The 19252-nt window shown below is 64.9% G+C and carries 21 protein-coding genes and 1 tRNA gene; 16 read left to right on the top strand and 6 right to left on the bottom strand.

Annotated elements, in window-relative coordinates:
- Window positions 1-2: 2 nt before the first annotated feature.
- Window positions 3-929 carry a cysteine synthase A gene (cysK, locus tag RMN73_RS04430; protein ID WP_309602104.1) on the bottom strand — a complete coding sequence of 309 codons (927 nt, stop codon included), beginning with the start codon at window positions 927-929 and terminating at the stop codon, window positions 3-5.
- Window positions 926-2218, bottom strand: coding sequence for an MFS transporter (locus RMN73_RS04425; protein ID WP_309602103.1), 1293 nt, complete (start codon window positions 2216-2218; stop codon window positions 926-928). Before RMN73_RS04425 ends, cysK begins: the two co-directional genes overlap by 4 nt.
- Window positions 2219-2297: 79 nt before the next feature.
- On the opposite strand from RMN73_RS04425, the gene radA reads away from it, so the two are divergent.
- Genes radA through RMN73_RS04400 form a run of 5 tightly spaced genes read left to right on the top strand, consistent with a single transcriptional unit; the run spans window position 2298 to window position 7733 of the window.
- On the top strand, window positions 2298-3662 hold the full coding sequence (radA, locus tag RMN73_RS04420) for a DNA repair protein RadA (RefSeq protein WP_309602102.1): 1365 nt from the start codon (window positions 2298-2300) through the stop codon (window positions 3660-3662).
- Between the two features lie 42 nt (window positions 3663-3704).
- Window positions 3705-4223, top strand: coding sequence for a CvpA family protein (locus tag RMN73_RS04415; protein ID WP_309602101.1), 519 nt, complete (start codon window positions 3705-3707; stop codon window positions 4221-4223).
- Window positions 4220-5530, top strand: coding sequence for a cysteine--tRNA ligase (gene cysS / locus RMN73_RS04410; RefSeq protein ID WP_309602100.1), 1311 nt, complete (start codon window positions 4220-4222; stop codon window positions 5528-5530). The genes RMN73_RS04415 and cysS overlap by 4 nt, the downstream gene beginning before the upstream one ends.
- Window positions 5527-5943 carry an iron-sulfur cluster assembly scaffold protein gene (locus RMN73_RS04405; RefSeq protein ID WP_309602099.1) on the top strand — a complete coding sequence of 139 codons (417 nt, stop codon included), beginning with the start codon at window positions 5527-5529 and terminating at the stop codon, window positions 5941-5943. The genes cysS and RMN73_RS04405 overlap by 4 nt, the downstream gene beginning before the upstream one ends.
- Window positions 5940-7733, top strand: coding sequence for a cation:proton antiporter (locus tag RMN73_RS04400; RefSeq protein WP_309602098.1), 1794 nt, complete (start codon window positions 5940-5942; stop codon window positions 7731-7733). The genes RMN73_RS04405 and RMN73_RS04400 overlap by 4 nt, the downstream gene beginning before the upstream one ends.
- Here RMN73_RS04400 and RMN73_RS04395 read toward each other — a convergent pair.
- Together RMN73_RS04395 and RMN73_RS04390 are read right to left on the bottom strand one after the other, a co-directional pair.
- Complete coding sequence (locus tag RMN73_RS04395) at window positions 7730-8788, bottom strand: 3-dehydroquinate synthase family protein (protein WP_309602097.1); 1059 nt, start codon at window positions 8786-8788, stop codon at window positions 7730-7732. The two genes, RMN73_RS04400 and RMN73_RS04395, sit on opposite strands and share 4 nt — an antisense overlap.
- Complete coding sequence (locus RMN73_RS04390) at window positions 8785-9324, bottom strand: shikimate kinase (protein WP_309602096.1); 540 nt, start codon at window positions 9322-9324, stop codon at window positions 8785-8787. The genes RMN73_RS04395 and RMN73_RS04390 overlap by 4 nt, the downstream gene beginning before the upstream one ends.
- 76 nt (window positions 9325-9400) lie before the next feature.
- Between RMN73_RS04390 and RMN73_RS04385 the strand changes: the two genes are divergently transcribed.
- The 5 genes from RMN73_RS04385 to RMN73_RS04365 all read left to right on the top strand — a co-directional run bounded on the left by RMN73_RS04385 (window position 9401) and on the right by RMN73_RS04365 (window position 14737).
- Window positions 9401-9538: a hypothetical protein gene (locus RMN73_RS04385; protein ID WP_309602095.1), complete on the top strand. Its 138-nt coding sequence runs from the start codon at window positions 9401-9403 to the stop codon at window positions 9536-9538.
- Between the two features lie 16 nt (window positions 9539-9554).
- Entirely contained in the window at window positions 9555-11324 is a 1770-nt protein-coding gene (locus RMN73_RS04380; protein WP_309602094.1) for a hypothetical protein, read from the top strand.
- A gap of 10 nt (window positions 11325-11334) precedes the next feature.
- Entirely contained in the window at window positions 11335-12225 is an 891-nt protein-coding gene (locus RMN73_RS04375) for a tyrosine recombinase (RefSeq protein ID WP_309602093.1), read from the top strand.
- A gap of 37 nt (window positions 12226-12262) precedes the next feature.
- Complete coding sequence (locus RMN73_RS04370; RefSeq protein WP_309602092.1) at window positions 12263-13204, top strand: acetyl-CoA carboxylase carboxyltransferase subunit alpha; 942 nt, start codon at window positions 12263-12265, stop codon at window positions 13202-13204.
- Between the two features lie 72 nt (window positions 13205-13276).
- Entirely contained in the window at window positions 13277-14737 is a 1461-nt protein-coding gene (locus RMN73_RS04365; protein ID WP_309602091.1) for a M48 family metalloprotease, read from the top strand.
- Between the two features lie 12 nt (window positions 14738-14749).
- Here the strand turns inward: RMN73_RS04365 and RMN73_RS04360 are convergent, their stop codons facing one another.
- Window positions 14750-14932 carry a Flp family type IVb pilin gene (locus tag RMN73_RS04360; protein ID WP_309602090.1) on the bottom strand — a complete coding sequence of 61 codons (183 nt, stop codon included), beginning with the start codon at window positions 14930-14932 and terminating at the stop codon, window positions 14750-14752.
- A gap of 95 nt (window positions 14933-15027) precedes the next feature.
- Window positions 15028-15765 carry an SAM-dependent methyltransferase gene (locus RMN73_RS04355; protein ID WP_309602089.1) on the bottom strand — a complete coding sequence of 246 codons (738 nt, stop codon included), beginning with the start codon at window positions 15763-15765 and terminating at the stop codon, window positions 15028-15030.
- A 41-nt stretch (window positions 15766-15806) separates the two neighbouring features.
- Here RMN73_RS04355 and RMN73_RS04350 point away from each other — a divergent pair, with 41 nt between their 5' ends.
- The 6 genes from RMN73_RS04350 to RMN73_RS04325 all read left to right on the top strand — a co-directional run.
- Window positions 15807-16544: a ComF family protein gene (locus RMN73_RS04350; protein WP_309602088.1), complete on the top strand. Its 738-nt coding sequence runs from the start codon at window positions 15807-15809 to the stop codon at window positions 16542-16544.
- Window positions 16545-16572: 28 nt separating this feature from the next.
- Window positions 16573-16830 (top strand): glutaredoxin 3, encoded by a 258-nt coding sequence (gene grxC / locus RMN73_RS04345; RefSeq protein ID WP_309602131.1) that lies wholly within the window; start codon window positions 16573-16575, stop codon window positions 16828-16830.
- A 2-nt stretch (window positions 16831-16832) separates the two neighbouring features.
- Complete coding sequence (locus RMN73_RS04340) at window positions 16833-17657, top strand: carbon-nitrogen hydrolase family protein (RefSeq protein WP_309602087.1); 825 nt, start codon at window positions 16833-16835, stop codon at window positions 17655-17657.
- Between the two features lie 33 nt (window positions 17658-17690).
- Window positions 17691-17767: transfer RNA gene (locus RMN73_RS04335), tRNA-Arg, on the top strand.
- Between the two features lie 24 nt (window positions 17768-17791).
- Window positions 17792-19093: an FAD-dependent oxidoreductase gene (locus tag RMN73_RS04330; RefSeq protein WP_309602086.1), complete on the top strand. Its 1302-nt coding sequence runs from the start codon at window positions 17792-17794 to the stop codon at window positions 19091-19093.
- A partial coding sequence (locus RMN73_RS04325; protein ID WP_405051525.1) for a GTP cyclohydrolase I occupies window positions 19074-19252 on the top strand: 179 nt, incomplete at its 3' end. The genes RMN73_RS04330 and RMN73_RS04325, both read left to right, overlap by 20 nt.

Below are 19252 nucleotides of genomic sequence, written 5' to 3'. Positions count from 1 at the left end.
ACTTAAGCATCTTCCTCGGGCAGGAAATCGGCGACCGAAAGGTAACGCTCGCCGGTATCGTAGTTGAACGTCAGCACCCTTGCGCCCGCGCCCAATTCGGGCAGCTTGCGCGCGACCGCAGCGAGGCTCGCGCCGGACGAAATGCCGATCAGCATGCCTTCCTCGGTTGCCGCGCGGCGGGCCATGTCCTTGGCTTCGCCGGCGTCCATGTCGATCACTTCATCGAGCAGGTCGCGATCGAGGATCGATGGGATGAAGTTGGCGCCAATGCCCTGGATCGGGTGCGGGCCGGGCTTGCCGCCGTTGAGGATAGCCGACAGCGCCGGTTCGACCGCATACACCTTCATCGACGGCCATTGTTTTTTCAGGACTCGCGCGACACCGGTGATGTGGCCGCCGGTGCCGATCCCGGTGACCATCGCGTCGAACGGGGTGTCGCGAAAGTCGGCCAGGATTTCCTCTGCGGTGGTGCGGACGTGAACCTCGACATTGGCAGGATTGTCGAACTGGGCCGGCATCCACGCGCCGTCATTTTCGGCGACCATCTCGGTCGCACGATCGACCGCGCCCTGCATGCCCTTGGCGCGATCGGTCAGCACGAAGGTCGCGCCGTAAGCCAGCATCAGGCGGCGGCGCTCAATCGACATGCTATCGGGCATGACCAGGATGAGCTTGTAGCCCTTGACTGCGGCAACCATCGCCAGACCAACCCCGGTATTGCCGCTGGTCGGCTCGATGATCGTCCCGCCGGGCTTCAACTTGCCGCTGTTCTCGGCATCCTCGATCATCGCCAGCGCGATACGGTCCTTGATCGACCCGCCGGGGTTGGCGCGCTCCGATTTGCACCAAACTTCGGCATCGGGAAACAGGCGGCTGAGGCGGATGTGCGGGGTGTTGCCGATGGTGTCGAGGGTCGAGTTGGCCTTCATGCGGTTTCTCCTTTCAGAGGGTCGGGCGCCACCGGTGGATCGAAGGTGCGCGCGTTACGAAGTTCAGGAAAGAATATGGCCCATCCCATTGCAACGACAATGGCCGCCGCGCCGCCACTGACGACCGCAAGCGTCGGACCGAGCAATCCAGCGGCCAGGCCGGATTGCATTTCGCCCAATTCATTGGAGGCGGAGATGGCGAGGCCAGAGACTGCCGATACCCGGCCGCGCATCGCATCGGGGGTGTGGAGCTGGACCAGGCTCGAGCGGACATAGACCGACAGCATGTCGAACATGCCGAGCAAGGCGAGGGCGCCAAGCGAGAGCGCCATGTTGCGCGACAGTCCGAACGCGATGGTCATCGCGCCGAAGCCGCCGACGGCGAGCAGCATCTTGACCCCGACGTTCCGCTTGAGCGGCACCCAGGCATAATAAAGCGCAAGCAAAGCTGCGCCGACCGCCGGGGCGGCACGCAGCAAGCCAAGCCCCTCCGTCCCGACCTTGAGGATATCGCGCGCATAGACCGGGAGCATCGCGGTCGCTCCGCCGAGCAGGACTGCAAATAGGTCGAGCGTGATCGCGCCGAGCAGGAAGCGGTGCAGGCGGACATAGGTCAGGCCGTCGAGCATCTGGCGCAACGGATGGGCATTGCCGGTAATCGTTGGCGGCTTGATCGGGCGGATCGGGCTGATCGCGATGATCGCCACCAGCATCAGCCCGGCCGATACCCAGTAAGGAAGGGCCGGGTCGGACGCGTACAGGAAGCCGCCGATTGCCGGGCCAATGACCGAGCCGACCTGCCATGCGATCGAGCTCATGGCGATCGCTTCGGGCAATATCTTGGGTGGGACGATGTTGGGGGCGATGGTCGACATCGCCGGCCCGACGAACACCCGCGCGACCCCGTGCAGCGCAGCAAAAACGAACAGGATTGGCAAACTGAGCGCATCGGTCGCGGTCAGCCATCCGAGCGCGAGCGCGATGCTCATGTCGATCCCGTTGGCGAGCCGCGCCACCGTTCGCCGCTCGTACCGGTCGGCAACCCAGCCGGCGACCGGGGTCAGCAAGGCGAGCGGGACGAATTGTGACAGGCCGAGCAGGCCGAGCTGGAACGAGGCCGCACGGATCGACATGCCATAGCCGCCAGCCGACGGCGCGGCGCGGGCGAGATCGTAGACCTGATAGCCGATGATCACGACCATCCCCATCGTCGCCAGCACCGCGGCGAAGCGGGCGATCCAATAGAGCCTGAATTCGGCGATCCGCAGTGGCGCGGGCAGGAGGGTCATGTTCGCCGCCTAGCTGGCACGCCAAGCATCGACAAGCGGCGCGCTTGCGTTCTTGCTTCGTTCACGTCAATGTGATGCCATGGCCAAGCCCAAGAAAGTCTATGTCTGCCAGGCGTGCGGGTCGTCGAGCCACCGCTGGCAGGGGCAATGCGCCGACTGCGCCGAATGGAATACATTGGTCGAAGAAGCGACGGTGACCAATATCTTCAGTGCCAAGCATGATCTGTCGGGTGGCGGGCGGGCGATCACGCTGACCTCGCTCGACGACGAGGTTGCGCTGCCCCAGCGGTTGGCATCGGGGATTGCCGAATTCGACCGCGCGATCGGCGGCGGGATCGTCCCGGGATCGGCGATGCTGGTCGGCGGCAATCCGGGAATCGGCAAGTCGACCCTGCTGCTGCAGGTCGCGGCCAAGCTGGCCAGGGCGGGCAGCCGGGTGGTGTATGTTTCGGGCGAGGAAGCCGCCAACCAGGTGCGGCTGCGCGCGCTCCGGCTCGGGCTGGGTGGATCGCCGGTCGAGCTGGCGGCGGCAACCAGCGTGCGCGATATTTTGACCACGCTTAGTGAGGGCCAGCCACCCGCCTTGGTGGTGATCGATTCGATCCAGACGATGCATAGCGACCTGATCGAGGGCGCGCCGGGGACAGTCAGCCAGGTGCGGGCGTCGGCGCAGGAACTGGTGCGCTTTGCCAAGCAGAGCAGTGCGGCGGTGGTGCTGGTCGGCCATGTCACCAAGGACGGCAGCATCGCCGGCCCGCGCGTGCTCGAGCATATGGTCGACACCGTGCTGAGCTTCGAGGGCGAGCGCAGCCACCAGTATCGGATCCTGCGCGCGGTCAAGAACCGCTTTGGCGGGACCGACGAGATTGGCGTGTTCGCGATGGAAGAAGGCGGGCTGGCCGAGGTCGCCAATCCGTCGTCGCTGTTCCTGACCAGCCGCGACGATGCGGTTAGCGGGACCGCGATCTTCCCCGCGCTGGAGGGGACCCGCCCAGTGCTGGTCGAAATCCAGGCGCTGACGGTGCGGCTGGCGAGTGGTGCAACCCCGCGGCGTGCGGCGGTGGGCTGGGACTCGGGGCGGCTGGCAATGATTCTCGCGGCGCTCGAAGCGCGCTGCGGGCTGAGTTTTGCGACGGTCGAAGTCTATCTCAACGTCGCCGGTGGCTACCGCCTGACCGACCCTGCGGCCGATCTCGCGGTGGCGGCGGCATTGGTCTCGGCGATGAGCGAACGGTCGGTGCCGCAGGATGCGATCGTAATGGGCGAAATTGCATTGTCGGGTGAAGTTCGCCCGGTGGCGCACGCCCCGTTGCGGCTCAAGGAAGCCGCTAAACTGGGGTTCGGCCAGGCGTGGGCCCCGATCGGCAGCAAAAGCGAGGGCGGGATCAAGGTTGCGGGGTTTGCCAATCTGCGCGGGTTGGCCGACCAGATTTTGGGGCGATAGGGGGCTGGCGTTCGCGCCCGACCGCCGCTAGCCGGAAGCATCATGACCGCGCTCGATATCTTCGTCGTCCTGTTGCTCGCCGGAAGCGCGATGGTCGGCTTTGTGCGTGGGTTCGCACATGAAGTGCTGGCGTTGCTCGCCTGGGTGGTCGCGATCATTGCGCTGAAATTCCTCCACGCACCGTTGCAGGCGCGGCTGGCCGGGTCGGTCGGGACCGAGACGGGCGCGGCGGCGGTGGCCTTCGCCTTGCTGTTCCTGCCAAGCTACATCGGGGTCAAATTGTTCGCCCGCGCGGTCGGCGGCAAGGCGCGGCGCTCGATCCTTGGCCCGCTCGACCGGATCCTTGGCGGCGGGTTCGGCATGGTCAAGGGACTGATCGGCGCGACTCTATTCTTCCTGCTCGCGCACCTCGCCACCGACATGGTCTATGGCCCGACCGCAGAACGGCCTGAGTGGATGACCAGCTCGCGCACCTATCCATTGCTCAACGCGACCTCGAAAGCGGTGGTCGACTGGGTCGAGACCAAGCACCAGCCGCAGGTGACCGGCGAACCGAAATGATCCGCCTCCACGACACGCTGGCGCGGGCCAAGCGCGACTTCGTTCCCGCGGACCCAAAAGCGATCACCATGTATGTCTGCGGCCCGACGGTTTATGGCCGCGCGCACATCGGCAATGCGCGCCCCGCAGTGGTGTTCGACACGCTGCGGCGGTTGATCGAGCATCACTATGGCGAGGGCAGCCTGACCTATGCCCGCAATGTCACCGACGTCGACGACAAGATCATCGCTGCCGCCGAGGCAGAAGGAGTCGAGCCGTCGGTGATTACCAAGCGGTTCGAGCAATTTTATCTCGATGACATGGCCGCGCTTGGCGTTGCGGCGCCAACCATCGCGCCGCACGCGACCGCTGAAATCGGGCCGATGGTGGCAATGATCGCGACATTGATGGACAAGGGTCACGCCTACGCCGCCGAGGGGCATGTGCTGTTCTCGGTCGCGTCGGACCCCGATTATGGCCAGTTGAGTCGCCGCGACCGCGAGGCGATGATCGCCGGCGCACGGGTCGAGGTAGCACCGTACAAGCGCGACCCGGCCGACTTCGTGCTGTGGAAGCCGAGCGCCGACGGGGTGATCGGTTGGGATAGCCCGTGGGGTCGCGGACGACCGGGCTGGCACATCGAATGCTCGGCGATGATCCGCGCGCACCTTGGCGAGACAATCGATATCCATGGCGGCGGGCTCGACCTGATCTTTCCCCACCACGAAAATGAGATCGCGCAAAGCCGCTGTGCGCATGATGGCGCTCCGCTGGCGCGCTATTGGGTGCACAACGGCTTCGTCGACATGGGCGCAGAGAAGATGTCGAAGAGCCTCGGCAATGTGGTGACGGTCGATCGACTGCTGGCCGCGGGGCATCGCGGGGAGGTGCTTCGGTTTGCCCTGTTGTCGGGCCATTATCGATCACCACTGCCGTGGACCGAAAGCCTGATCGCGCAATCGAAGGCGACGCTCGACGGATTGTACCGCAAGGCCGGTGATGGTGCGCCTGGAGAGATTGATCCGGGCGTGGTCGAGGCGATGGCCGACGATCTGAACACGCCGCTGGCAATCGCTCGATTGGGCGCGATTGAGGATAGCACGACACTGAAGGCATCGGCGGGGTTGCTCGGGCTGCTGACCATGTCGTCCGACGATTGGTTTCGTGGCGACGGTGATTCGAGCGCCATCGATGTACAGATTGCGGCCCGGACCGCAGCCAAGACAGCGCGAAATTTTGCCGAATCCGATCGCATTCGCGATGCGCTGAAGGCCGACGGAATCCTGCTCGAGGACGGGCCCGGAGGGACGACGTGGCGGCGAGCGTGACCCTTCCGTTGTACACGCGCGACATTCTTCGCCTCGCCGCGTCGATTCCGAATCAAAAATCGTTCGATGAACTGGACGATGTCGCCGCGGTCCGATCACTGACCTGCGGCAGCCGGGTGGCGATGCGGGTGGCGCTCGATGCCGACGGCCGCGTGACGGAAATCGAGCAGGCGGTCGAGGCGTGCGCATTTGGGCAAGCGGCGGCGGCGCTGGTCGGGATGCATGGTGCAGGCACTGACAAAATCGGTGCAGTCGCCGTGCTGGCTAGTGTGGAGCGCTGGCTGGACGGGGCGGGCGATGAACCCTGGCCGGGCATGGCAATGCTTGATCCGGCGCGTGACCGGCGCGGGCGACATGGGGCTATTCTTTTGCCGTTCCGTGCGCTTGTCGCCGGAATCGAGCAGGCAAAATGAGCGATCCGCAAAGCACCGCGCACGCCACCACCGCCTTGCTCGAGGCGAGCGCGATCCTGCTGGGCGCGGGGCTGATCTTCGCTTTGCTGTTCCGCAAGCTGAAGCTTGGCGCGACGCTCGGGTACATCGTCGGCGGGGCGGTGATTGGCCCCTATGCGATGGGGCTGGTCGAGGAGCCCGAACGATTGTCGGGGCTGACCGAAATCGGCATTGCGCTGTTGTTGTTCATTGTCGGGCTGGAACTTGACCCGGGCCGCTTGTGGCGGCTTCGCAAGAACATCTTCGGGCTTGGGCTGGCGCAGGTCGTGCTGTCCGGGCTGGCGCTCAGCGGGTTCATTTACCTGGTGTTCGAGCCGTCGTGGCAGGCGGCACTGGCGATCGGCCTGCCGCTGGCGCTGTCGTCAACCGCGCAGATACTGCCGATGCTGCGGTCGAGCGGATTGCTCAACACGCCGCGCGGCGAACGCGCCTTTTCGATCCTGCTGTTCCAGGATTTGAGCATCGTCCCGCTGATCACGATCGTGGCGGCTTTGTCGCGGGTCAATCCGGATCCGTCGGCACCAAGCGGGCTGACGCTGGCGCTTTATACGATCGCCGCAGTGGTCGGGCTGGTGGTGGCTGGCCGGTTCCTGCTCGGGCCGTTGTTCCGGCTGGTCGGACGGATTGCGGAGCAGGAATTGTTCGTCTTCGCCGGCCTGTTCGTAGTGGTCGGCGTGTCGGCGTTGATGCATTTCTTCGGCCTGTCAGTGGCACTTGGCGCATTCGTCGCCGGCGTGATGCTGGCTGAGAGCCCCTATCGCCACGAGCTTGAAAGCGACATCGAACCGTTCCGCTCGCTGTTGCTCGGCATGTTCTTCCTGTCGGTCGGGATGTTGCTCGACCTGACGGTGATCGCCAATCGACCGCTGACGGTGATCGGGATCGCGGTTGGCATGGTGGTGATCAAGGCACTGGTGCTGATGCTGGTCAGCCGCGCCTTCCGGGTGCCGTGGCATCGGTCGATCCGCCTTGGCCTTTTGCTTAGCCAAGCGGGGGAATTCGGCTTCGTGTTGTTCGCGCAGGCGGCGGCGGGGCAATTGCTGACGACCGATGCAGCGGCGATGTTCAGCGCCGTGGTGGTGCTGTCGATGGCGACCACCCCGCTGCTGATGCGGCTGACTGGCGCGCTCGACCGCTACGAAGAAAAAAGGACCGACCTCGACGGCCCCGAAAAGTCGCCCGTCACCCCGGTTATCATGGTTGGTTACGGCCGCTTCGGCCAGACCGTCGGCCAGATGCTGATGGCCAAGGGGTTCGGGGTGACGATCATCGATCTCGACGCGGAGATGATCGACGTCAGCGGCGAATTCGGGTGGAAGGTCTATTATGGCGACGGGACGCGGATCGACCTGTTGCGGACCGCCGGTGCGGCCGATGCGCGGGCGATCCTGTTCTGCAACGATGGCGACAGCCTCAACCGCGAATCGCTCACGCGCGTGCTCGAGGCCTTTCCACAAGCTAGCATCATGGCCCGCGTATTCGACCGGCGGCAGTTAATCGATTTGCGCGGGCTCGACCTGGCCTATGCCCAGCGCGAACTGTTCGAAAGCGCGGTCAAGGTGGGCCGCAAGGCACTCGCCGAACTCGGCATCGAAGCCGAGGAAATCGACCGCGTCGAAAGCGCCTATCGTCTGCGCGATTGCGAGCGTTTGGAGCGCCAGCGCGAAGCAGGCGACTATCGCGCCGGACAGGACCAGATTTTCGCCGAGAATCGCGCGCTCGCCGATCCCGAGGATAAGGCCGGCCTTTAGGCCGCCGAAAGTATGGCCAATAGGGCGCCCGCCGGGACTGGCGCGAGTATCGCCCGGCCGATCCCGTGCGCAAGGATCAGGGTGAAGTCGTCCGAGCGGTTTTTCTTGTCGTTGCGCATCTGGTCAAGGATGGCACCGCCCGCCCGTTCAAGCCCGACCTGGTCGAGGCCGGTCGGAAGGCCGACAGCGCGCAAATGGGTGACCAGGCGCATTGCGTCGGCGTCGTGGCAAAGCCCGAGCCGGACCGACAATCGAAACGCGAGCACCAGCCCGATGGCCACCGCCTCGCCATGCAACAGCTGCCCGATCCCAGCCTCCGCTTCGATGGCGTGGGCGAAGCTGTGGCCGAGATTGAGCAGGGCGCGCTGGCCATTGGTGTCGTCGGGATCGGCGGCGGCGATACGCGCCTTGGCACGGACGCAGGTGGTGATGGCGTGATGGCGCGCAGCGCGGTCCCCGGCGATCAGTGCCGCGCCGTTCGCCTCACACCAAGCAAAGAAAGCGGGATCGTCGATCAGGCCATATTTGAGCACTTCGGCATAGCCTGAGGCGAGTTGGCGCGGATCAAGCGTGTCGAGCAACGACGGGTCAACCACGACCAAGGCGGGCATGTGGAACGTGCCGACGAGATTTTTCTGCCCTGCAGCGTCGATCGCGGTCTTGCCGCCAATCGCACTGTCGGCCTGCGCCAGCAGGGTGGTTGGAATTTGAATGATCGGGCAGCCGCGCTTGTAGAGCGACGCGGCGAGGCCGGTGACATCGCCGATCGATCCGCCGCCAAACGCGATGATCGGGGTGCCGCGACGGATTTCGCGCTGGGCAAGGCCGTCGATGATTGCGGCCAGCGTCGGCCAGTCCTTGGCGGTCTCGCCCTCGGGAATGAGGATCGGCGGCTGGAGCATGACCGGACCTAGTTTGGCACCGTGGAGAGCGAGGATGCGGGCGTCGGTTACGAGTGGGAGCGGGTGCCCCCCGCCGATGCTCGAGATGCGATCCAACGCTTCGGACAGGTCGCCAATCACCACGCCGCCACCGCAAGAAACCAAGCCCGTCACGCCGCCAGATGGCGCTCCAGCGCGACGATGATCCGCTCGACCACTTCATAATGGCCGCCGCCCCCGCTCAGGATGTGGATGTGTGCCTCGGCATAAGAGGGACGGCGCTCGTCGGCCAGTTTCTCGAGCGTCCCTCTGGGGTCGGCATTGCGGAGCAGGGGCCGGGTGTCACGGCGCCCGGTTCGCTCGTTCAGCACGTCGACCGACGCGTCGAGCCAGACAGTAATTGCCCGGGCGTTGAGCAATTCGCGGGTTCGCGAATCGATGAACGCGCCGCCGCCGGTGGCGATCACCCCGACCTTTCCATCGACCAACCGCGCGACCAGCCGCCGCTCGCCGTCGCGAAAATCCTCCTCGCCAAATTTCTCATACACTTCGGCCGCACTGAAACCGGCCGCATCCTCGATCGCCGAATCGCTGTCGACGAACGGCAGCCCGAGCCGCTTGGCGAGACGCCGACCGACGGTCGACTTGCCGACCCCCATCAGGCCGACAAGGACAATCGGTTTGTCGAGATGATCAGTCCAACTTTGCACAGTGAAGGGGCTATACATGGGGATGCATGGTCGGGCAAAAGGCCGCGATTACCTTTTTCAGCCGGCAAGGAATGCAATGTCACGCGGTGTCTTAGTCCTCATTCTGTTATTGCTGCTGGTGGTCGGCGGCGCGTTTTTCCTGTCATCAAGCGCCCATGAGGTTCCGCTGACCAAGATCGAGGCTGACGTCGCCCGTGTACCAACTGCGCAATAAATTTCTTCTCTGGAGCGTGGCGGTCGCGGCGGTGGCGGCGGTCGCCATCCCCGCGCTTGCCCAGGATAATCCGGAATCGATCCTTCCGCCCGGGTTTGGCGATCCGGCCCCGGCGCCGAGCCAGACGCCGACCCCGGCACCCAAGCCTGACTCTGAAACCCGGCCGGCCGAGAGTAGCGCAGTGGTCGAGACCGGCTTGTCGGGACTGACCCCGAGCGAGGCGGCGGACGCGATGGTGGTCGAAATCGCGCCGCCCATCGAGCTTCCCGACGATGCCAGGCGCGACCCGTCGAGCGTTGGTCCTTTACCCGCCGCCCAGACCGGCTTCGGTGACAATCCGTGGGGCAGGTCGAGCGGCAAATTCTTGTCGATCCTGATGCGCAAGACCGACGGCCCTCTGGCATCGCGCTGGGGGCATATCCTGCTTCGCAATGCCTTGCTGACCAATGTTCGCGGACCGGGCGACGTCAATCCCGCCGACTGGGTAGCGGAACGCGCCTGGTTGTTGATCCGGATGGGCGAAGCGGATGGCGCGCGGCTGTTGGTGGCGGGGGTCGACGTCGCCGACTTTACCCCGAAAATGTATCAGATTGCGGTGCAGAGCGCGCTCGCGAGCGCCGATCCTTCGGCGTTGTGTCCGATCGAGGACGGGCTGCGCAAGGTCGAGCGAAACGTTGCACCGCTAGTGCGGGCGATGTGCGCGTCGCTGTCAGGCAATAGTGCTATCGCGGCCGCCGATGTGGAAGCAGCGCGACGTCGCGGCCGGTTCGACCCGATCGACCTTGCGCTGGCTGACAAAGTGGTCGGCGCGGGCGCGGACACCGCGCGCGCCGTTACGATCGAGTGGAAGCCGGTGAAGCGGCTCAATGCGTGGCGCTTCGGCCTTGCGACCGCGACCGGGATGGAGCCGCCAGCGGCCCTGATCGGTGCCGCCAGTCCGCAATTGCGGGCGTGGCAGGCACGGGCCCCGATGCTGAGTGCCGAGCAAAGGCTGGCATCGGCCCGGATCGCGACCGGACTGGGGGTATTTTCATCGCAGGCACTGATCGACCTGTACGCCCAGATTTACGACCTGACCGATGCCAGCGACCTTGGCCAGACCGACGCATGGCAGGTGCGGCTTGCGGTGGCCGGCAAGAATCAGGACGACAAGATTGCGGCGATCCGCAAATTGCTCGATTCGGCCAAGGGATCGACCGAACGCGAGGCAACCCGTGCCTTGCTGGCAAGAGCAGCGCAACGGATTCCCCCCGACGCCGAATTGCAGGAGATAGCGCCCGAACTGATTTCGGCCATGCTGGCTGGCGGCTTTGACCGCGAAGCGGCCCGCTGGGTCACCGTGGTCAACGATATGGACGACCAATATGCCGATCGATGCTGGGCGATGCTGGCGCTTGGGGCACCAACGACCCAGGGGATCGACCTTGGCGGATCACGGGTTGCCGATTTCATCAAGAATGACGCGAGCAAGGACAAGCAGCGAAGTGCGCTGCTGGTCGCCGGGCTCGCCGGGCTCGGCCGGATCAGCACCAGCGCGGCAGGCCAGCTGAGCGCGCGGTACGAACTCGGACTGGGCGGCAAATCGGTGTGGACCCGCACGATCGACGGCGCGTCGGTGCGGGACCAGGCCGGCACGGTGGCATTGCTTGCGGCGGTCGGGATGCAGGCTCCGGGAATGGAATCGGTGCCCGGCTATCATTTGTTTCATTTGATCACCGCGCTGAACCGCAATGGGCAAGCCTTTGCCGCCCGGATGATCGCTGCCGAGGCGCTGTCGCGCACATGAAGCATCTGGCGTGACCGTGGACGACCTTGCGTTGGTCGACCGGTTTCTCGACATGCTGGCGTCGGAAGCAGGGGCGTCGCGCAATACGCTGTCGGCCTATCGAAGTGACCTGGCGGCTGCGGCTGGCTTGCTTCCGAGCTTAGGCGAAGCATCGATCGACGAGTTGGGTGGACTTGCCCCGGCATGGTCGCAGCTCGCGTCGTCGACCCTCGCGCGGCGCTCGGCGGCATTGCGGCGGTTCTACGGTTTCCTGCAGGAAGAGGGGCTGCGCGCGGACAACCCGGGCGCCGCATTGCCGCGCCCTCGCCAAGTTCGGCCACTCCCGCGGATCCTCGACCGGGACGATGTCGACACGATGTTCCGGTCGGCCGAAGACAAGGCGTCGAGCGGTGAGCCAATCGCGCTTCGCAACCTGGCGTTGCTTGAGCTGCTCTATGGATCGGGCCTTCGGGCCACTGAACTGGTGTCTCTACCGAGGCGCGCATTGCGCCAGGGGCAGCCATTCCTGATCATTCGCGGCAAGGGCGACAAGGAACGGCTGGTGCCGGTGTCATCGCGCGCTGCGGCGGCGGTTGAGCGCTGGTCGGCGACGTTGATCGAAGGTCCGTGGCTATTCCCCAGCCGGACCGGGCATATCAGCCGGGTGCGGCTATTCCAGATCATGCGGACGATGGCAGCGGCAGCGGGGATCGCGCCCGAACGGGTCAGCCCGCATGTGCTTCGTCATGCCTTTGCAACGCATTTGCTGGCCGGCGGGGCGGACTTGCGCGCGCTGCAGACGCTGCTTGGTCATGCTGACATTGCGACGACCCAAATCTACACTCATGTCGACAGCGAGCGGCTGGTTCAACTGGTCAACGAGCGCCATCCGCTGGCACATAAGGGCGCAGGCCCACGTTGACGGGGGGCGGTCCCGGCCCTAACCCCCCGCGCCGACCATGCTCACCTATCTCGACTTTGAAAAACCAATCGCCGAACTCGAACGGCGCCTGACCGAATTGCGCGAAACCGCGAGTGCGGGCTCGATCGATATCGACAGCGAAGTGGCCAAACTCGAGGCCAAATCGACCAAATTGCTCAAGGAAATCTATGCGCGGCTGACCCCGTGGCAGAAATCGCAGGTCGCGCGGCATCCCGACCGACCGCATTTCAAGGATTTCGTTGCTGGCATGACCGAGGAGTTCATGCCGCTGGCGGGCGATCGGGCGTTTGGCGACGATCCCGCAATTATCGGTGGGCTGGCACGGATCGGCGGCAAGAAAGTCATGCTGATCGGCCATGAGAAAGGCGACGATACGGCGTCGCGGCTCAAGCATAATTTTGGCATGGCCAAGCCCGAAGGCTATCGCAAGGCGATCCGCCTGATGAGCCTTGCCGACCGGTTCGGGCTGCCGGTGGTGACGTTGGTCGATACACCGGGCGCATTTCCGGGCGTTCAGGCCGAGGAGCGTGGCCAGGCCGAGGCGATTGCCCGATCAACCGAGCAATGCCTGGCGCTGAAAGTTCCGCTGATCGCGGTGGTGGTCGGCGAGGGTGGATCGGGTGGCGCCGTGGCGCTGGCGGCGGCCAATCGCGTGCTGATGTTCGAACATGCGGTTTATTCGGTGATTTCGCCCGAAGGCTGCGCGTCGATCCTGTGGCGGACGTCGGACAAGGCAGCCGACGCGGCCGAAGCAATGAAGATCACGGCCAATGACCTGCAGGCGCTAGGGGTCGCAGACCGTATCGTCGAAGAGCCGCTTGGCGGCGCGCATCGCGACCCGGCAGCGGCAATCGGCTCGCTGAAAGCGGCGATTGTCGAAGAAATCAGCGGTTGCCAGAATTTGGGACCCGACGAATTGCTTGCCCAGCGCCGCGCCAAATTTCTCGCCATCGGCTGAGATCGTTACGGAACCATCCGGCATTTGAACCCGTTCAGGGAGGCGAAATCACCTCTTTGTCACGGAGTGACTATGCGTAACACCTTATTGCTCGCCGCCAGCGCGATGCTCGCCCTTCCCGCCGCCGCCGACGCGCAGGTGCGCTCGCTCAATCCGCGCGAGGTCGCCGAGGCGCAGCGCCAGCATGCCGACCTGGTCAAGGAATTTGGCGGCGCGGAAACCGGCGCTCGGGCGGCGTATGTCGAAGGCGTTGGTCGACGAGTCGCGAGCTATTCGGGCGTTGCCAACCCCGGGCAAGCGTTCAATTTCACCACGCTCAACACCGCGGTCGAAAACGCCTTTGCGGTGCCGGGCGGCTATATTTACATCACGCGCCAGTTGATGGGACTGATGGACGACGAGTCCGAACTGGCCTTCGTACTCGGCCATGAAGCGGGTCACATTGCCGCCAATCATGCGCAGCAGCGCAAGGCGGCGGCGACACGCAATTCGATCCTTGGTGTGCTCGGGGCGATCATTGGCAACGTTGCCGGGGTCGGATCGCTCGGCGGGCTGGCGCAGCAATATGCGCAGGTTGCGACCCTCGGCTTCTCACGCAATCAGGAGTATCAGGCGGATACATTAGGCACCCGCTACATGATCGCGGCGGGTTATGATCCGCTCGGCGGGGCCAAGATCCTTGCTGCCTTAGGGCGCGCCGATGCGCTGCAACTCCGCATCCAGGGCAAAGATAGTCGCTCGACGCCCGAATGGGCCAGCACCCACCCAAACAGCCAGAGCCGGGTGCAGCGCGAGCAACAGCTTGCAATGCAGAGCGGGCGCGCCGGAAAGGGCCTCCGCAACCGCGACCAATTCCTCGCCCAGATCGAGGGGCTGACGGTCGATGACGATCCTGCGCAGGGTATCATCGAAGGGCGCAATTTCATTCATCCCGATCTGCGACTGCGATTCACGGTGCCGACCGGCTATTTGATGCAAAATAGCACGAGCGCGGTGAGCATCGAGGGCGGAACCGCTGGCAAGGCCCAGTTTGGCGGCGGCAGCGGCTATACTGGCGACCTCGGCAATTATATCGCGCAGGTGGTCAACAGTCTGACCGGCCGCCAGCAGCAGGTTCAGATGAACCCGCCGCGTCAGACGATGATCAACGGCATTGAAGCCGCGTTCAGCTCAGGCCGGGTGAATGCATCCTCAGGCGCAGTCGATGTCAGCGTGATGGCGTATCGCTGGGATCGCAACACGGTCTATCATTTTGTGATGATTACACAGGCGGGGGCCGGGATCGGGCCGTTCGCGTCGATGGTCGACTCGTTGCAGCGCGTATCGCCGGCCGATGCGGCGGCGATCCGTCCGCGCGTAATCGACGTGGTGACGGTCGCGCGCGGCGATACGGTGCGCACGCTGGCCCAGCGTATGGCCTATCGCGATTTCCAGCTCGAACGCTTCATGGCGCTCAACGGGGTCATGGCCAATGGCGTGCTAACCCCCGGCCAGAAGGTCAAAGTCGTGGTCTATGGCAGGCGGCGCGCTTAGCCGCGAGAGCGATCACATGTAGGTGTTGGCGACGTCGCCGACCTTGGTCCACATGCCACCGGCACCGCCGCCGAGGGTCTTCAGGCCGGCCATCATCGCGATGACGATGAGCGCGGCGATCAAACCATATTCGATCGCAGTCGCGCCTCGTTTGTCCGCACCCAAGGTGCGCAAAAGTATACGGATAGCTGTCACGCCACCCTCCTCTGATCTTGGTCCACAATGACATGATTAGGCGCGACTGGTTAAGAGAACCTTCGCAGAGCAAGGTTAATTTCTATATTGTTTGATCAGAGTTGCGGCGCCCACGCCGCGAAGTGCAGCAGCTCGAAATTCTCGCTCGCCCGGTCTTGGCCATCAAGGAAGGCGGCGCGCGCAAGGGTGAACTGGTGCCGGGTCAATGGTCGGCGTGACCGCTCAACCAGCATGTTGGTGCAGCCCATCGCCCGCAGGTCCGCGACCAGCCGGTCGAAGCTCGCATAGCTGACCTCGACCCGGTCGACATCGACCACCGGTTCGACAAAGCCGACCGCAGAAAGCAAGGCAGACAGGGACGGGCCGTCGATGCTCGGGTGAATGCGCGGCGACGCGCCGGCTCCGGCCCGGTCCGCAGCGAGCATCGCGACACGCAGGCGTGGCAGGCTGTTGCCGCCGACGATCGCGCCGAGCAAGAGTCCGCCAGGCGTGAGCAGATGGCGCAGCGCAAACGCCGCGATGGTGAGGTCAGGGCTGGTTTCCAGTTCACCGATCGACAGGCACAGATCGAATGACCCCGGCTCAAGGTAAAGCAGTTCCTGGTCGCTCACTGCCGTGACAGCGGCCTCGGGCAGCGCTTGCGAAACGGCGCGGATCCAGGGCTTTGCATGGTCACCGACGATCAGCGCCGTTGCAATCGGCCAGCGTATGTCCCGCAACCGATCAAGGCATTCCTCAAGCGCTCGGTCGTGGAGGAAACGGTCGCCGCCGAACCGCAAGGCACGGGTACGTCGAAGTTGGCGAACGGATTGATCGAATATGGGATGGCTCACTTGATCCTTGTGCGCGGCGCCGACAGCCGCAACAAGAGGCGATGAACGCCGTGATGCAGGGGATACAGTGGCTTGGCCGCAATGCGCTCGACTTCGCGCTTCCGGCGCGCTGCGCGGGGTGTGGCACGATCAATGATGAGCCGAACCAATTTTGTGCGACGTGCTGGCAGCAGGTCGAATGGCTTGGCCACGGCTGCGATTGCTGTGGCATGCCGCTCGAGGCGACCGACATCGAGCATTGCGGGCGGTGCCTGGCGGAACAACCGATTATCGCGCGGACGCGCGCGGCGATGGCTTATGGCGACATCCCCAGGTCGCTGGTGCTGCGGCTGAAATATTCGCGAAAAGTGGCGCTGGCAGCGACGATGGCGCGCTATATGCGACCGTTGGTGGAGGTGTCACCCGATGCAGCGCTGGTGCCGGTGCCATTGCATTGGACGCGCATCTGGTGGCGCGGGTTCAACCAGGCGGGGCTGATTGCAGCGCGACTGGCGGGCTTGACCGGGATGATCCATGAGCCGGCATTGCTCGAACGGGTCAAGCGCACCCGATCGCTCAAGAATATGAGCCCGCGGCAGCGCGCGGACGAGGTTCGAGCGGCGTTCAAAGTGACGAATAAGGGGCGGGTGAAGGGACGGCGATTTGTCCTGGTCGACGATGTGCTGACCAGCGGAAGCACGTCCGACGCCTGCGCCAAGGTCCTGCTTCGCGCCGGCGCCGAGCGAGTCGATTTGATTTGTTTTGCGCGTGTGGTGCGGCCGGCTTTGCTGGGGCGTTAGAAGCGGAGGAAATTGAGGAGTGACAAGGTTGGCCAAGGTCGAAATCTACACCAAGGATTGGTGCCCATATTGCGTCCGTGCCAAGCGCCTGCTCGCCGAAAGCGGGGCTGCTGTGGTCGAATATGCGGTCGACCGGGGCGGGGAGAAGAAAAGCGAGATGATCGACCGGGCCGGCGGACGGACGACCGTGCCGCAGATTTTCATTGGTGGTCGGCATATCGGCGGGTGCGACGATTTGATGGACTTGGCTGCGTCGGGGAAGCTGGTCGGCTTGCTGGCGGCTTGACGATGGTCAAGATCGCGATTTTCCAGATGCGCAGCGGCATCGACCCGGCGGCCAATGCGGCGGCGCTGGTCGTCGCGGTCGAGCAAGCGGCGGCTGGCGGAGCGGCGATGCTGTTCACTCCCGAAATGTCGGGACTGCTCGACAGCAATCGCGAGCGCGCCGGGGCGGTGGTACGGAGCGAAGATGAGGATGAGGTGCTTGCGGCGGTGGGGGACGCCGCGCGGGCGAATAATATCTGGGTGCACCTCGGGTCGCTGGCCCTGCGCGAAGGCGGCGGCAAATTGGTCAATCGCGGGTTCGTGATCGATGCGGCGGGGGACGTCGCGGCGCGCTATGACAAGATGCATTTGTTCGATGTCGATCTGCCAACCGGCGAAAGCTGGCGCGAGTCGGCGGTGTATCAGGCGGGCGATGAGGCGGTTGTGGTGCGCGGGACTCCGGTCGGGTCGTTGGGTCTGACGATCTGTTACGATCTGCGCTTCCCGGCGATCTTCGAGCGGCTGGGCGAGGCCGGGGCCGAGGTGATTGCGGTTCCGGCGGCGTTCACCGTTCCGACTGGCGAAGCCCATTGGCATGTGTTGCTGCGTGCAAGGGCGATCGAGGCGGGGCTGTTCGTGGTCGCGGCGGCACAATCGGGTCGGCACGACGATGGCCGCGCGACTTTCGGCCATAGCCTGGTGGTCGATCCGTGGGGCGAGGTGATGGTCGATGGGGGCGAGGGGGAACAGTTGCTGTTCGCCGAGATCGATCTGGAGCGGATCGCCGAGGTCAGGTCGCGGATCCCGGTGATGAAGCATCGCCGCGATATACCGATGGTGAGTGATTGATTCGCGCCACTGCGGCCCCTATTCGACGCCCACGGCTCCGTAGCTCAGCCGGATAGAGCAGCGGTTTCCTAAACCGAAGGTCGCAGGTTCGAGTCCTGCCGGGGCCACCATTAAGTCAATGATAAGGTTACACTTTGCCGAAACGCGTCGCAATCATCGGGGCGGGTTTCGGCGGCACGATGACCGCCGTCCAGCTCGCCAAGCGGGGAATCGACGTGACCCTGATCGGCCGCGCGCCACAGGTCGGGATGGGCGTAGCTTATTCGACCGAGGACCCGGCGCATCTGCTCAATATCCCGGCGGTGAAAATGGGTGCCTGGCCCGACGCGCCAGGCGATTTCGCGGACGCGACCGGAGCGGACCCCGAGGCCTATGTCCCGCGGATGCTGTTCGGGCGCTATTTGCGCGATATTCTCGAGGCGTCGGCGGTAACAGTGATCGAGGGGGAGGCGATCGGCATCGAGCCGGGCTGGACGGTGCGGCTGGGCGACGGGTCGCGCATCGCGGCGGAGGCAGTGGTGCTTGCCCCCGGCAACCAGTCGCCCGACGCGCTGCCGTTCGCGCGCGATCTGCCGGAACATCTGTTCGCGGCTGATCCGTGGGGCCAAGCGGGCCGCGCGGTGATTGCCAAGGCGGTTGCCAGTGGCGGCGATGTGCTGGTGGTGGGCAGCGGATTGTCGATGATCGACGTTGCCATGTCGCTCGATGCGGCCGGATATTGCGGCAAACTGGTCGCGGTGTCGCGGCGCGGGCAAATGCCGCGGATCCAGCTTGAGACAATGAGCCAGGTGCCGTCGTCCGACGACGCGCCGAGCGGCTCGCTCCGGGCTTTGTCTCGCTGGGTGCGGCAGCGAAGCGGCGCGATCGAGTGGCGGGACGTGGTAGATTCAGTGCGACCGCGAACGCATGAATTGTGGGCATCGCTCAGCCTGGACGACCAGCGCCGCTTCATGCGCCACGCGCGGCCGTGGTGGGACGTCCATCGCCACCGCATCGCGCCCAAGGCGGGGGCGATTGTCGAACGGATGATGGCCGAGGGGCGGATGGAAGTGCTTGGCGGGCGGGTGCAGTCGCTGGTCGAGGCGGATGGCGCGATCGACGCAATCATTCGGCAGCGTGGGGCGGCGAAGAATGATCCGGTGCGGCGCTTTGCGGTCGGGATCAATTGCACCGGGCCGCTCCACGCGATTGCGCGGACCCGCGATCCGGTGTTGCGGTCGTTGCTCGATGCGGGGCTGGCCGAGCCCGATGCGCTGGGGATCGGGATCAACGTCGATGACGGCGTGCGGGTGATAGGGGCGGACCGGATGTGGGCGATGGGATCGCTCGGCAAGGCGCGATACTGGGAAATTATCGCGGTGCCCGATATTCGGGTACAGGCGGTCGAGGTGGCGAATGCGATTGCGATGGAGTTGAATGATGTCGTCCAGCCCTGATTCCGGTGACCTGGTGTCCGCCGACCCGAAAATTGCCGTGCCCGACGAGGTTGCCGAGGCGGTGCGGACCTTGATCCGCTGGGCGGGCGACGATCCGGGCCGCGAGGGTTTGCTCGATACGCCGGCGCGGGTGGCGCGGGCGTGGAAGGAATATGCGCG

Origin of the sequence: Sphingomonas sp. (assembly GCF_031372575.1) — a bacterium.
Lineage (GTDB): Bacteria > Pseudomonadota > Alphaproteobacteria > Sphingomonadales > Sphingomonadaceae > Sphingomicrobium.
The sequence above is the reverse complement of the archived record's forward strand: the minus strand, read 5'-3'. Positions and strand labels throughout refer to the sequence as shown.